Origin of the sequence: Burkholderia sp. BCC1047, from assembly GCF_902833155.1 — a bacterium.
In the GTDB taxonomy this organism is placed as follows: Bacteria; Pseudomonadota; Gammaproteobacteria; order Burkholderiales; family Burkholderiaceae; genus Burkholderia; species Burkholderia sola.
Genome location: NZ_CADFEH010000042.1, coordinates 1 through 15,378, shown reverse-complemented (window position 1 = coordinate 15,378; position 15,378 = coordinate 1). Strand labels below are relative to the sequence as shown.

Genomic DNA, 15,378 nt, shown 5'->3' with positions numbered 1-15,378 from the left:
AGAACGGCATGGCAGAGTTCTTCATCAAGCGTCCCATTCTCGCGTGGGTCATGGCCATCGTCATCATGCTGGTGGGCGCGGCGGCGGTCACGAGTCTTCCCGTCGCGCAGTACCCCACCATCGCGCCGCCTTCGGTGCAGGTGACGGCCACTTACCCCGGCGCCTCCGCCGACACCGTCGCCGCAACCGTGACCCAGGTGATCGAGCAGAAGCTGAGCGGCATCGACAACGTGCTGTACATGTCGTCCACGAGCAGTTCCGCCGGGCAGGCGACCATCACGCTGACGTTCAATCCCGGAACGAATCCCGACATCGCGCAGGTGCAGGTGCAGAACAAGGTGACGCAGGCCACGCCTACCCTGCCCCAAACGGTGCAGGAGCAAGGTGTGCAGGTCGCGAAGGCGTCGACGAACTTCCTCACGATCGTCGCGCTCTCGTCGCCGGGCGGCACCTGGAATTCGGTGGATCTCGGCAACATCATCGCGACCCGGATCGAAGATCCGCTCGCGCAGTTGAACGGCGTGGGCGACGTGACGCTGTTCGGCGCGCAGCACGCCATGCGCATCTGGCTCGACCCGGTGAAGCTGCACGGCTTCGGACTCACGCCGTCCGACGTGACCACGGCCATCACGAACCAGAACGTCGAGCTTTCCACGGGGCAGGTAGGCGGCTCGCCGGCCACCGATTCGCAGGCGATCAACGCGACCATCCGCTCGTCGAGTCTGCTGACGACCGCCGACCAGTTCGCCAACATCCTGCTGCGCGTGAACGGCGACGGCTCGCGCGTGCTGCTGAAGGACGTGGCGCGCGTGGAGGTGGGCGGCGACAGCTACGACACCTCGTCGCGTCTGAACGGCAAACCGGCATCCGCGCTCGCCATCAAGCTCGCCACGGGCGCCAACGCGCTGGACGCCGCCAACGCGGTGCGCGCGAAGCTCGCCGAAATCCAGCTGCAATTGCCGCAGGACGTCGCGATCAGTTACCCGTACGACACCACGCCGTTCGTTCGCATCTCGATCGAAGAGGTCGTGAAGACGCTGTTCGAAGCGGTCGTACTGGTCTTCCTCGTGATGTACCTGTTCCTGCAGAACGTGCGCGCCACGCTGATTCCGACCATCGTGGTACCCGTTGCGTTGCTCGGCACGTTCGGTGTGATGTCGATGATCGGTTTTTCGATCAACGTGCTCTCGATGTTCGCGATGGTGCTCGCCATCGGCCTGCTCGTGGACGACGCCATCGTGGTGGTGGAAAACGTCGAGCGCATCATGAGCGAGGAGAAGCTCGGCCCGAAGGAAGCCACCCACAAGGCAATGGGGCAGATTACCGGCGCGCTGGTCGGCGTGACCACCGTGCTCACCGCCGTCTTCATTCCGATGGCGTTCTTCGCGGGCTCCACGGGCGCGATCTACCGGCAGCTCTCCATCACCATCGTCTCGGCGATGCTGCTGTCGGTCATGCTCGCGCTCACGCTCACGCCGGCGCTGTGCGCCACGCTGCTCAAGCGCGCCGACGTGGAGCACCACGACAAGCGCGGCTTCTTCGGCTGGTTCAACCGGTGGTTCGCCAAGAGCAATGCAGGCTACAGTTCCTCGCTCGCACGCGTGGTCGCGCGGCCCGCGCGTTACATGCTTCTCTACGGCGCGATCGCCGGCGTCGTGGCGTTGCTCTACGTCACGTTGCCCTCCTCGTTCCTGCCCGACGAAGACCAGGGCTACTTCATCGTGTCGATCAGCGCGCCCGCGGGCACGCCGGCCTCGCGTACGCTGAAGACGGTGGAGGCCGTGGAGCAGTACGTGCTGAAAGACGAGCCGGGCGTCAAGCAGGTCATCGCCATCAACGGCTTCAGCTTCAACGGCCAGGGGCAGAACAACGCCATCGCGTTCGTGACGCTGAAGGACTGGAGCGTGCGCGGTTCGCGCGACAGCGCGCCGGCCATCATCGCGCGCGCCAACCAGCATTTCGCCGGTAATCGCGACGCGCGGATCTTCGTGCTGAATCCGCCCGCCATTCAGGAACTGGGTACGCAAAGCGGTCTCGACTTCGAGATAGAAGATCGCGGCGGCGCGGGCCACGACAAGCTGCTCGCGGTACGCAACCAGTTTCTCGGCATGGCGTCGAAGGAACCGACGCTCGCGATGGTGCGCCCGTCCGGCCTGGAAGACACGCCGCAGTTGCAGGTGGATATCGACCGCGAAAAAGCCAACGCGCTGGGGCTTTCCATCTCCGACGTCAACGACACGCTGCAGACCGCGTTCGGTTCGTCCTACGTGAACAACTACATCGACACGGGGCGCGTGCAGAAAGTCTACGTGCAGTCGGATGCGCCGTATCGCATGATGCCTGCCGACCTTGGCGACTGGTATGTGAAGGCAAGCGGCAGTGCGTCGAGTTCGTCGTCTTCATCGTCTTCATCGTCTTCGGGCACCACCACGAGCACGACAGGCTACGACTCGACGATGGTGCCCTTCTCGTCGTTCGCAACGAGTCACTGGACGTTCGGGCCGCCGCAGATCGAGCGCTACAACCGGCAGCTCGCCGCGGGCATGTCGGCCGCCACGCGGCCCGGCGTGAGCACCGGCGAGGCCATGAACGCGGTCGAACGGCTCGCGCGCAAACTGCCGCCCGGCTTCGCCGTGGAATGGACAGGCCAGTCGTATCAGGAGAAGCAGGCCGGCTCGCAAGCCACGGTGCTCTATGCGATCTCGCTCGTCGTCGTGTTCCTGTGCCTTGCGGGCCTCTACGAAAGCTGGTCGATTCCGCTTGCGGTGCTGCTCGTCGTGCCGCTCGGCGTGCTGGGCGCGTTACTTGCCGCTCATGGGCGCGGGCTTTCGAACGACATCTACTTCAAGGTGGGGCTGCTGGCCACCATCGGGCTTTCCACGAAGAACGCCATTTTGATCGTCGAGTTCGCGAAGGACCTGCAGGCGCAGGGGCACAGCCTCGTGGACGCCGTACTCGAAGCCGCCCACATGCGGCTGCGCCCCATTCTCATGACTTCGCTCGCGTTCGTGTTCGGCGTGCTGCCGCTCGTCATCAGTACGGGTGCCGGCGCCGGCGCACGCCACGCCATCGGCACGGGCGTGACGGGCGGCATGATCGCGGCCACGGTGCTCGCCATCTTCTTCGTACCGGTCTTCTTCGTCGTGGTGCGCAGACTGTTCAAGGAACACGGTCACACCACGGACTCCGCCGACATCAACGAGGGCAACGCATGAAACGTACACTGATCGCCCTTCTTTGCGCGGGCGTGCTGGCAGGCTGCACGCTGGACCCGATGTACCAACGGCCGGCCGCACCGGTCGACAACACCTGGTCCACCGTGCCCGCGCTGGCGCAGCCGAAGGCCTTGCAAAGCACTGCTGCGGCACCGCCGGGAGCCGACCTCGGCTGGCGCGACTTCTTCAAGGATCCGCGACTGCAAAAGCTGATCGAACTCGCGCTCGCGAACAACCGCGACATGCGCGTGGCCGCGCTCAACGTGGCGCAGTACGAAGCGCAGTACCGCATTGCGCGCGCCAACGTCGGACCGACCATCAACGCATCCGGCTCGGTCACGCGCGAACACGTGGCAGGCTCCACGAGCGCATACAGTTCGAGCAGCGCGAGCGTGGGCCTCACATCGTGGGAAATCGACTTCTTCGGCCGCCTGCGCAGCCTCAAGCGCCAGGCGCTGGAGCAGTACCTCGCCACGGACGCCGCGCGCACCAGCACGCAGATCAGCCTGATCGCGACCGTCGCCACCGACTATCTGCAACTGCTCTCCGACGAGGCTTCGTTGCAGATCACGCAGAACACCGTCGATGCGGATCAGCACACCTACGACCTCACGGTGAACATGATGAAGATGGGCAGCGCGTCGCTGCAGGACGTGCGCCAGGCCGAAAACTCGCTGGCGAGCGCGCGGTCGAGTCTCGCCTCGTACACGCGTGCGGTCGCGCAGGACCGCAACAACCTGGTGGCCGAAATCGGTGCGCCGCTGCCCGACGATCTGCCACAGGGCCCATCGTTGATGGAAAGCGAGAACACGTTCGCGGACATCGGCGAAGGCGTGCCGTCGGATCTGCTCGCGCGCCGGCCCGACATCGTCGAAGCCGAGCACACGCTGAAGGCCGCCAACGCCAACATCGGCGCGGCGCGCGCGGCGTTCTTTCCGAAGATCGAGCTGACGGCTTCCGCGGGCACCACGAGCGGGAGCCTCTCGAATCTGTTCAAGGCGGGCACGGGGGCGTGGACGTTTTCGCCGTCCATTTCGGTGCCCATCTTCGACTTCGGCTACAACCGCGCCACGCTCGACGTCGCGAAGGTCGAGAAGGACATCGACGTCGCCAACTATGAAAAAGCCATCCAGACGGCGTTCAAGGAAGTGTCGAATGCCCTCGCGGGACGCACCACGTACGTCATGCAGCTGGCCGCGGACCGCGACTACGTGAACGCCGCGCAGCAGTACTACGACCTCGCGCGGGCACGCTACCGTAGTGGCACCGACAGCTTCCTGACCCTGCTCGACGCGCAGCGCACGCTCTTCGCCGCGCAACAGCAACTGGTCACGGACGTGCTCGCCAAGCAGTCCAACCTCATCACGCTGTACAAGGTGCTGGGCGGCGGCTGGCGGGAAACGAGCGCGGTGGCGCAGCGATAACCGCCGTACGCCCGTGAACGACGTGCTTTCACACATCACGGGCGTCGTGCTATCGATGCCTCGTTCCCCCGCCGGAACGGGCTGCTGGAAACAGCTAGGCGCGCGACAGACCGCGCGCGGTTCTCACGAAAGCGCGGTTTCTCGCCTCCTGCCGTAGCCAGCTTGCTCACCGCCCAGCACATCTTCGCCCCGTCCTCTCAGGCGCAATCTTTTTGTATGCCGACAGCGGCATGAGGGCGTCTCGTCCCCTTTCCGCCTCTGAAAAGTGACCATCCTAACATCATAGGATTGCATTTTCACATCTTATGTGATTTTATTATCACTCATCGCGACCCACCGCCGCCCACGCGCACAGTCGCCCCCATACCAAGGAAGAGACCCAGATGGAGACAATCGCCGTCATCGGCAGCAACATGGTCGACCTCGTGACCTACGTCGCGCGCATGCCCGCCCGGGGCGAAACGCTCGAGGCGCCGAACTTCGAGCTCGGCTGCGGCGGCAAGGGCGCGAACCAGGCCGTCGCGGCCGCCCGCCTCGGCGCGCGCGTCGTGATGGTCACGAAGGTCGGCGACGACGTGTTCGCCGACAACACGATCCGCAACTTCGAGCGCGAAGGCATCGACACCACGCACGTGCGCAAGGTCGCCGGCGTGCCGAGCGGCGTCGCGCCGATCTTCGTCGAGCCCGATTCGAGCAACAGCATCCTGATCGTCAAGGGCGCGAACCGCCATCTGCGGCCGGCCGACATCGACGCGGCCGCGCCGATGCTCGCCGAATGCGCGCTGATCGTGCTGCAACTCGAAATCGAGCTCGACACCGTCTATCACGCGATCGAATTCGGCGCGCGGCACGGCATTCCCGTGTTGCTGAACCCGGCCCCCGCCGTGGCCGACCTCGATTTCGAACGCATCCGTTCCGTCGAATTCTTCGTGCCGAACGAAACCGAGCTCGCGATCGTGTCGGGCATGCCGGTCGATTCGTGCGAGAGCGCCGCCCGCGCCGCCCAAGCGCTGGTCGCGCGCGGGCTCGAGCACGTGCTCGTCACGCTCGGCAGCAACGGTTCGCTGCTGGTGTCGCGCGACGGCGTGCATCACGTGCCGGGCGTCCCGGTCGACGCACGCGACACGACGGGCGCCGGCGACGCGTATATCGGCTGCTTCGCGCGCTGCTATGCGGCGTCGCACGACGCGGTCGATGCGATGCGTTACGCGTCCGCGTACGCCGCGCATTCGGTCACGGGCCTCGGCACGCAGAAGTCGTACGCCGACGCCGCGACGTTCGAACGCTTCCTCCGCGACGCCGGCTTCTGACCGGCGCCTTCATCGACGAGACATTGGGAAGGAGACACCCATGAGCCGAACCCCGATCGAACACACGCCCGACGGCTATTACCTGAATCGCACGCCGCTCTTCGCGTTCACGCTGCTGTGCTGCCTGTTTGCGCTGTGGGGCACCGCCGCGAACCTGAACGACGTGCTGATCGCGCAGTTCAAGAAATCGTTCTTCCTGTCCGATTTCGAATCGGCGTTCGTGCAGTCCGCGTTCTATCTCGGCTACTTCTTCCTCGCGATTCCGGCCGCGACCGTCGTGAAGAAGTTCAGCTACAAAACGACGATCCTGGTCGGCCTGCTGCTCTACACGACCGGCTGCATGCTATTCTTCCCGGCCGCGTCGATGGCGAAGTACGGGATGTTCCTCGTCGCGCTGTTCGTGATCGCCGCGGGCCTGTCGTTCCTCGAAACGGCGTCGAACTCGTATTCGACGCTGATGGGCCCGCGCGACACCAGCACGCGGCGGCTGAACATCTCGCAGACGTTCTATCCGTTCGGCGCGATGGCCGGCGTCTACATGGGCAGCTTCCTGATCTTCAAGGAAGGCGACGCGTCGCATGCGCAGCTCGCGGCGATGTCGGCCGCCGACGCGCACACGCACCAGCTCGCGATGATCCAGGCCACGCTCGAGCCTTACAAGTGGCTGATCGTCGTGCTCGTCGCCGTGTTCATCGTGTTCGCGCTCACGCCGTATCCGGCCTGCAAGGGCAACGGCGCGAGTACGGTCACGCATCGGATCGACGCGCGCGGCACGCTCGCGCGGCTGTTCGGCAACCGGCGCTTCGTCGCGGGCGTCGTCGCGCAATTCCTGTATGTGGGCGCGCAAGTCGGCGTGTGGAGCTTCACGATCCGGCTCGCGATGCAGATCGGCGGTCTCACCGAGCGCGGCGCATCGCGCTACCTGCTCGCGACGTTCTTCGCGTTCTTCGTCGGCAAGCTGGTCGCGACGCTCGTGATGAAACGCGTCGGCCCGGCCAAGGTGCTGATCGTGTACGGCATCCTGTGCATCGCGCTGCTCGCGTACACGATCAGCGTGCACAACATCACCGCCGTGTATGCGGCCGTGTGCGTGAGCATCTTCCTCGGCCCGTGCTGGCCGACGATCTACGGGCTGACGATCGACGGCCTCGGCAAGGACACCGAATACGGCGGCTCGATCCTCGTGATGAGCATCGTCGGCGGCGCAGTCGTGCCGCTGATCCAGGGGCTGATCTCCGATCACACCGGCGGCAACATGCAGCTCGCGTTCGTCGTGCCGCTGCTGTGCTTCGTCGTGATCGTGTACTACGGCTTCTACTGCCTGCGTCACCTGCCGGCCGCGACGCCCGACGCGGCGGCCGACGGTCATGCGTCGTCCGCACGCTACGCCGCGACGCGCAACACGTCGGGAGCCTGACCATGCGCGGCGAGATCGAACTGCGGCGCGACGACTTCCGCGAAGCGCCGCGCACGCTGTACCGCACCGACGGCCTCACCGTCATCGCGTTCGCGTATCCGTCCGGCGTCGAGGCGCTGAAGCTCGAAAACCGCCGCGGTCATCTGGTCGTGCTGCCGTATCTCGGTCAGATGATCTGGGCCGCCGAATTCGACGGCCGCGACCTGACGATGAAGCACATGTTCCGGCAGCCGAAGCGCGCGGCGTCGATCATCGATACCTACGGCTGCTTCATGTTCCACAGCGGGCTGCTGCGCAACGGCTGCCCGGGGCCGGACGACACGCACGCGCTGCACGGCGAGATGCCGTGCGCGCCGATGGACCGCGCGAGCCTCGTCGTCGGCATGGACGCGCGCGGCGCGACGGTCGAAGTGACCGGCGAATACGAATACGTGCAAGGCTTCGGCAGCCACTACGTCGCGCGGCCGTCGGTGCGGCTGGCCGAGCACGATGCGCGGATGACGATCGCGATGGACGTGACGAACCTCGGCGGCACGCCGATGGACCTGATGTACATGGCGCACCTGAACTACGCGTACGTGCCGGGCGGCCGCTTCGTGCAGTCGCTGCCGCGCGGCGGCATGCGGCTGCGCGACAGCGTGCCCGCGCACGTGAAACCGACCGCCGCGTGGCGCGACTACACGGCCACACTCGCGCGCGATCCGGCGCGGCTCGCGACGCTCGATGCGCCCGCGCTGTACGACCCCGAGATCGTGTTCTTCATGAACGACGTGGCAACGGATGCCGACGGCGTCGCGCATTTCCGGCTCGCGCATCCGGACGGCGGCGCGTTCCACACCGCGTATCGCCCCGCGCAATTCCCGCATGCGACGCGCTGGATCCTGCACAACGCGGATCAGCAGGTGGCCGCGTTCGCGTTGCCGTCGACCTGCGAGCCGGAGGGTTACGAAGCGGAACGCCGCAAGGGCCACGTCGCGGCGCTGGCGCCCGGCGCATCGCGCCGCTTCGAGGTGCTTACCGGCTACCTCAGCGCGGCGGAAGCGCGCGATGCGTGACGTGATGAAAAGCGCGATGCACGGCGCCGCATCAGGTCACGAGCGCGATCCCGTGCTCGCGGATCGCCGTTTCGTAGCGGCGGCTCAGTTGCCCGTCGGAGATCACGTAGTTGAAGTCGGTCAGTTCGGCGAAATAGGCCGCACGCACTTCGTCGAACTTCGTGTGATCGACGAGCAGGAAGCGGTTCTGCGCGCGCGCCATCACCTTCTTCTTCGCATCGACTTCGTGGAAGTTGAAGCACGTGACGCCGCAGCGCTCGCTCACGCCGGCCGCCGAGATGAACGCCTTCGACACGCGCACCGAATCGAGAATGCCCGTTTCGGCGACCGATTCGAACACCATGTTCTGCCGGTGATACGCGCCGCCGCACAGGATCACGTTGCAATGCGGCTTTTGCTGCAGCTTCGCGAACACGTTCAGCGAATTGCAGACCGCGGTGAATTCGAGGTCGTCGGCAATGAAGTCGACGATGAACGGCGTGGTCGACCCGCAGTCGACGAAGATCGTGTCGCCGGTCGTCACGAACTGCGCGGCCAGCTTGCCGATGCGGCGCTTTTCCTCGGTCTGCCGGTTGTTCTCGGCGCTGATCAGGTATTCGCCGATATCGCTGCGCTGCGCGGCGAAATGGCGCGTCACGTAGCCGCCGATCAGGCTGAGGCCGTGCGGGTTGTCCGCGAGATCGCGGCGGATCGTCATTTCGGACACGCCGAACAGCTCGGCGACTTCCCTCAGATGAATCGCGTTCTGCCCTTGCAGCACGTTCATCAATGTCTTGATCCGTTCGCCCTTCTTTGTTTCCATGCCTGTATCCTGCGTGGCCGCCGCGTGAGTCGCTCGTCGTGCCGGGCGCGCGGGCCCGGCCGGAATGTCGTATTTGTAACAAACCGATGTGAAAACATCAACTTTCCGTGTGCCCTTTCCGCACACGATCCGTGGAGTCCTGACACATGCCGCTTTCCAACGCCCAACTCGCCCAAACCATCGATCACACGCTGCTCGCGCCCGACGCGAGCGACGCGCAGATCCGCGAACTCTGCCGCCAGGCGGCCGAGCATCGCTTTTACTCGGTCTGCGTGAATTCGGCGAACGTGCCGCTCGCCGCGCGCGAGCTGGCTGAAACCGGCGTGCTCGTCTGCGCCGTGGTCGGCTTCCCGCTCGGCGCGGGGCTGTCCGCCGCGAAGGCGTTCGAAGCCACCGCCGCGATCGCGGCGGGCGCCGGCGAGATCGACATGGTGATCAACGTCGGCGCGCTGAAAAGCGGCCGCGCCGACGACGTGAAGGCCGACATCGACGCCGTGCATCGCGCGTGCGGCACGGTGCCGCTCAAGGTGATCCTCGAAACGGGGCTGCTGACCGACGACGAGAAGGTGCGCGTGTGCGAGATGTGCCGCGATCTCGGCGTCGCGTTCGTGAAGACGTCGACCGGATTCGGCCACGGCGGCGCGACGCTCGCCGATGTCGCGCTGATGCGCCGCACGGTCGGGCCGACGCTCGGCGTGAAGGCATCGGGCGGCGTGCGCGACCGCGCGGCCGCGCTCGCGATGCTCGAAGCCGGCGCGACGCGGCTCGGGACGAGTTCGGGGGTGGCGATCGTGACCGATCAGGGCGCGAGCGCGTCGGGGTATTGAGCAGGCGCCGCCTCTCACACACCCTGAGCAGTTCAATATCCCGCGGGAGGGATCGGTGGGACCAGCGAAATCGGATCAACCGACGGATTCGCAATTTGCGGAGGCACGACCATCTGATCATTTTTGTCATAGACGAACGTAGCCTCGTCTGACCGCGATGACGGAAGCGTTATCCGGATGATGGGTACGATGCGCTTCGAGGCTTGCTGGTAATCCACTTGGTCACCTTGGGCGCCTTTGAGTCCATTGGCGTGACCTGCAAGATAGAAAAATGCCATGATTGGCAGCTTCTCAGGGATATCTTGCTCCCATGTAGCTAAACGCAGCTCATTTTGCTCGTGCATGGATTCTTCGGCAATCAACGCCATTGCGTCAATGCTGGCTTTGAAAATCGCAGAGGTCGACGGGGCGCCGTGATGTACGTCGAAGCCGCATTGGTGGGCGTGCTTATTGCCATTTGTGTTGCGGTAGTGTGAAAGCCATTCCGAAGCAGTTGAAATACCTCGCGCCTGACATGGACCGCTGTCAGTCGGAAATGAGTTATCCGCGCCGCATCCTTTGTCCACTCGATTTTCAGTGTTGGCGTCGATCGGGAATGAGCATAGAGCTTCAGGCTCGACGACATTCGGCTTTATATTATACCTGTAAGGAACGAAAATTAACCCATTACCGTATCCATAAGCCAGTTTGCTGAACTTCGAATCTTTTCGCAGATAGGAGAATGAGACGCCTCCACTCGAAACGGAAGCAGGACTCGGGTTCCATGAGTGGTACTGAGACGAATGCATGGTCCCGCGAAGCATTACTCCGGAACAGCGAAACGCCGGGTTTGTAGCACTACCGCAATCTGGAGCCAGATTATTGTAATTGTCCGTGAGCTGTTGCGCGACCTTGTCGCCAGCGACTCCGACAAGCGTGACCGAGCCATCTTCGCCCGAGTATGCATGGGCGAGTGATATTCCAGCGAGGGAAGACACCATTATCATTAAGATAAAAAGCCATTTGTATTTCATTTTCCACTTTTCTTAAAATGGATAAAATTCATGAGACATTCCGAATTTTCATCATCGGCACTCTTGTTTTTAATATGATTGAACAGACGAGCTACATCATCTCGCCCGGGCGTCAATGGAATGGACGCTCCGCGACATGGATATGTCGAAATGGCAAATAATCGGAAACGGTGTCGAACAGGCGCCATGGCGCCGTTAACTTTCCCGACGAAATGGGCAGCCCGATGGCGTCATTGCTTACGGGAGTGAATGATGCGTTTCCGCGATTCTCGCGTGCGACTGCTTCGACGCGCGGTAACCGCCCGCGGCCACTATCTCGTCGCTCCATGGCTGCTGGTCCTGCCGCATATTGCCAACAGGACCAGCCTCAGCGATGAGGTGTGCTGATCACGACCAGCAACGCAACGCGTGACTCCGGTTGCTTACCACACGAAACCAGCGCCGACGCCGCCCGCCACGGTTCCTCGTGTGTTCGTCGAGCCGGAAGCCTTGATGATCCACCGCCCAGCGTAAGTGGACAGACCCACCGCAAGAGCAGACTGGCCGGCGTACGTGCCGCCGCCCAATGCAACGACGCTCTTTCCGGGCGCCGGCGCTTGCGGCAGCGACGCAATGGCCACGGCTGACGCGGTGCCTCCATTTGCATCCGCACGATCGTGTTCGATCTGCGATCGCAAGCCGCCCACCGATTCGTTGAGCTGCTGGACGTTGACGGCATCCGTCGGTGCGACGCCGGCCGACACGTTGGTCAGCGTGCGCGTCATGCCCGTGGCGCTGTTGCCGAACGAGACGGCGTTGTCCGCGTCAGCCACGGAACCTGCACCAATTGCAACGCTGTTATTGCCCCAAGCCGTCGCGCCCTGGCCGACCACGGTGCTGTTCTCGCCGTGAGCGGATGCAGCTTGCCCGATCGCCGTGCTATTGATTGCACGTGCATCCGCCCCGGCGCCGATCGCTGTCGCGCCCGACGCTTGCCGCGCCGAATTCGCGCCGATTGCCGTGGTGTCGCCGGCATCGCTGTCGATAACGGAGCCTGAGCCGGCCCCGACGTCGCTAACGTCCCGGCGCAGATTGGCCATCGTCATGACCCGACCATCACCGCGCGGATTGCCGGCATCGGTTTCGATCTTGCTGACGCGATCGTCCATCGCGCCCATTCGGTTTTCGAAGTCGCTTTGCAGCGACGACAACTGGCCATAGTTCACCGCGTCGTATCGGCTCTTGCCATCGGCAACGTTGGTCAGCATCACCGGCGCTGCCGACGGGCCGCCCAGCGTCACCGAGCCATAGTTCGGATTGCCGTGCGAGTCGAGATCGTAGCGCAGCGCCAGCGAATCCGTGGCGCCATACGCCGCAGCCGCCTGCACCGCCTCCGATACCGTCCCGTACTGGTGACCATGCACTTCAATCGAATGAATGGCCACGTGGCCGCTTCCATCGACCGTCGTGTCGCCGCCGATCGCGTTCGCAAGACTCGCCGCCGCGCCGTGCAACTGCGCCACGTTCACCGCGTCGGTACCCTGCGTACCCGCCGCAACGTTCACGATCTGGCGCTCGCTTCCGGCATTGCCCACTGAAACGGTATTGGCTCGACTCGCCTGGGAACCCGCCCCCAGTGCCACGGCGCCGTTCGCCCCTTTTTCCACGAAGGCTTTCGCGCCGAGCGCCATCGCATCGGTCACGTTTCGGGCAACGCTCGTCCCCGTGCCCAGCGCAATGCCATTCGTCGCGCCCACCACGGCCTCGGCGCCATCGCCGATCGCAATCGAACTCTCACCGATCGCCTGCACGTTGTTATTGCCGACAGCGATCGCGCTCTCGCCATTCGCCCTCGCCTGCGAACCGATTGCAAGGGCGCTGGCACCATTCGTCGTCACATGCGAGCCGATCGCCACGGAGTACGGCTGCTCGGCACCGGTTTGCGCCATATTGCCGATCGCCACGGAGTTGTCCGAGTTCGCGATGGTACGCATACCAATGGCAATCGTGTCTGCGCCCGACGCAACCGACCCGACACCGATTGCAGCCGAGGTCGTACTCGCCGGATCGCCATCGGCGATACTCGCCGCGTTCGGCAGGCTACCGTCAGCACCCTGGCCGTCGATCAGCACGAAATTCGACAAACGTTGCTCGTCGATGGCAGAGGGATGGGCAATCAGCAAGCTGCGCCGCGATGCCAGATCGGACGAGAGCTTGTCGGTACGGCTCGACACCTTTCCGATCGCATCAGTCAGCTGATTCAAGTTGACCGCGTCGGTACCTTTCGTACCCGCCGCGAGGTTCGAAATGCGGCGCTCGCGCCCCACGTCGCCCACCGACACTTGGTTTGCTTCCGGTGCGACCGAGTTGATACCGATCGCAACCGAATTGACTCCGGTCACGCGCGAACCCGCACCCAAAGCGATCGAGCCGTTCGCTATCGCATTTGCACCGGCGCCAACCGCAACGGCATTCGTTCCCGTCGCAATCGCGTCTACACCTTGAGGCTTGATCTGGATGGCCTTCATCGCAAGGCTGACGTCAGCCAGTTCATCCCGTATCGGCTGCGTGGCAGCAGTCAATTGCCCCACATTGACCGCATCGGTATCCGCACTGCCTGCCGCGACGTTCTTCAATGTCGTGCCATGCTCGCCACGCAGCGTTATCGTGCTGCCGGCGGCATCGTCGTACGCCACCGCGTTCGGATCGATACCGCCGCCACTGTCCGCGGCTGCCGCGATCGCGTCGCCGACGTTACCGTAGGTTTTGTCACCGACGCGATACTTCGGCGCCGTCACGTTACCTCGCGCGTCCACCGTCGAACCGCCCCCCAGTGCCGTCGCGACACTCTGTGACGCACGGTGCAATTGCGAACCGTTTATCGCTTCCATACTCGTCGCACTGACCGTGCCGGCCGCCACGTTCTTCAGTGTCGTGCCCTTCACGCCAAGCGTGATCGAGCGCTTGGCGGCATCGTCATAAACGACCGCATTCGGATCCGTACCGCTATCGGCGGCTGCCGCAATCGCCTCCGCGACGTTGTCGAAAGATTTGCTGCCCACTCGATATGTCGGCGTCGTTACGTGGCCGTTGGTGTCGATGTTCACGCCAAGCACGTTCGCCACCCTCGAAAGCTGGTTGACGTTGACTGCATCACCGGCGTGCGCGCCGTTCTTGACGTTGGAGATTCTAGAACCCGATACGCTGATTCCCGCCCTGGACGACAACACAAGCCGGTTGCCGGCAATGGTCGCGCCTTCGGCATCGACGATTATCCGATTCGCCTTGAACGGATCGTCACCATAAAACAGCCCGGCCGATCTACTTCCCGCCCATACTCCCGACCACAAATATGTGTCGGCCCCATTTCCGGAGGTAAGATAAGAAAAATACCGGCCCGCCATCTGGGAAAAATGAGCCCCACGCACACCCCTATACTTTGAATCATTCCATCTAGCACAATTTTCGAATAGTAATCCGCTATTTATGCAGTTACTGGCCGCCGGGGTTTCATATCCAATATATGGATTGTGCGCATACGCGGCAGAAGAAAACAGGACGCCACACCCGCCGCCAGCGACCGTCGCGAGAACGACGGAAACCTTATACAACTCGCGCGCCCCCACATGCAACACCGTGCCTGAAACAAATTTACGTCGCATACTAATCAATTCCAATAGTTACAACACAAACCGACAACCATCAAAACAATTCGCCAGAATTTTAAAATCGGTTGCGTTGGCAGCAGAATACCGGCATCTGGAGAGCAGCCTCAATACATAGTCGGCGCGCTGTTGTAATTTCGGAAATTTCCCCAGTTCCAGAATTATCTAGCAGCGTTTCGAAACGAACACGCTTATCGTCCCGGTCGTGCGGTTGCATATATCCGGTTGGCGTTGCCCCCTCCGCGCCGCATAACGACGGATTCGATGCATAGCATCCCTGGAGCACCGAATGTCGGTGTTTCGGCGGTTGGCACCCGAGGCATCGTGGAGGATCGATGCTCACGGGCATGCACGCCGATCTCTCTTTCCAAGCGTTGTGCAACGCATGCCCCGTGGTTTGCCGTCAGCGCTGCAGGGCGAGGTCGACACGACAACTCCTGAAACACCCGAACGATACGGAGGAATTTATCGAATAGAAAAATGGCGATTAAAAATCGCAACAAGGGTACCGCCAGCCAATTTCCACCAACAGCATCACCATGAATCATTTATTCAAACTTTTCTTATCTTCAATTGACCTGCTCCCCGCGTTTAGTACGGTGACGGTGTAGAGTCCGTTCCAGAGAGGAACGGCAATGAAAAAGCGATTCACCGAAGAACAAATCATCGGC

General features: G+C 63.2%; 9 protein-coding genes. 6 read left to right on the top strand and 3 right to left on the bottom strand.

The features are described 5' to 3' along the window. Positions 1-8 precede the first annotated feature (8 nt). From HWX55_RS31060 to HWX55_RS31040, 5 genes are all read left to right on the top strand, one after another. Positions 9-3,215: an efflux RND transporter permease subunit gene (locus HWX55_RS31060; RefSeq protein ID WP_175978482.1), complete on the top strand. Its 3,207-nt coding sequence runs from the start codon at positions 9-11 to the stop codon at positions 3,213-3,215. After that, entirely contained in the window at positions 3,212-4,639 is a 1,428-nt protein-coding gene (locus HWX55_RS31055; RefSeq protein WP_175978481.1) for an efflux transporter outer membrane subunit, read from the top strand. The genes HWX55_RS31060 and HWX55_RS31055 overlap by 4 nt, the downstream gene beginning before the upstream one ends. Positions 4,640-5,022: 383 nt before the next feature. Then, positions 5,023-5,949 carry a ribokinase gene (gene rbsK, locus HWX55_RS31050; protein WP_175978480.1) on the top strand — a complete coding sequence of 309 codons (927 nt, stop codon included), beginning with the start codon at positions 5,023-5,025 and terminating at the stop codon, positions 5,947-5,949. Positions 5,950-5,989: 40 nt separating this feature from the next. Continuing rightward, on the top strand, positions 5,990-7,366 hold the full coding sequence (fucP, locus tag HWX55_RS31045; protein WP_175978479.1) for an L-fucose:H+ symporter permease: 1,377 nt from the start codon (positions 5,990-5,992) through the stop codon (positions 7,364-7,366). 2 nt (positions 7,367-7,368) lie between these two features. Next, positions 7,369-8,421, top strand: coding sequence for an aldose 1-epimerase family protein (locus HWX55_RS31040; RefSeq protein WP_175978478.1), 1,053 nt, complete (start codon positions 7,369-7,371; stop codon positions 8,419-8,421). Positions 8,422-8,452: 31 nt separating this feature from the next. On the opposite strand, the gene deoR is transcribed toward HWX55_RS31040, so the two are convergent. Beyond that, a complete protein-coding gene (gene deoR, locus HWX55_RS31035; RefSeq protein ID WP_124557405.1) occupies positions 8,453-9,223 on the bottom strand; it encodes a DNA-binding transcriptional repressor DeoR in 771 nt (256 codons plus the stop codon). 146 nt (positions 9,224-9,369) lie between these two features. Here deoR and deoC point away from each other — a divergent pair, with 146 nt between their 5' ends. Beyond that, complete coding sequence (gene deoC / locus HWX55_RS31030) at positions 9,370-10,050, top strand: deoxyribose-phosphate aldolase (RefSeq protein WP_175978477.1); 681 nt, start codon at positions 9,370-9,372, stop codon at positions 10,048-10,050. A gap of 32 nt (positions 10,051-10,082) precedes the next feature. On the opposite strand, the gene HWX55_RS31025 is transcribed toward deoC, so the two are convergent. Continuing rightward, entirely contained in the window at positions 10,083-11,063 is a 981-nt protein-coding gene (locus tag HWX55_RS31025; RefSeq protein ID WP_175978476.1) for an N-acyl homoserine lactonase, read from the bottom strand. Between the two features lie 422 nt (positions 11,064-11,485). Beyond that, positions 11,486-14,392, bottom strand: coding sequence for a YadA-like family protein (locus HWX55_RS31020; RefSeq protein WP_175978475.1), 2,907 nt, complete (start codon positions 14,390-14,392; stop codon positions 11,486-11,488). Between the last annotated feature and the right edge of the window lie 986 nt (positions 14,393-15,378).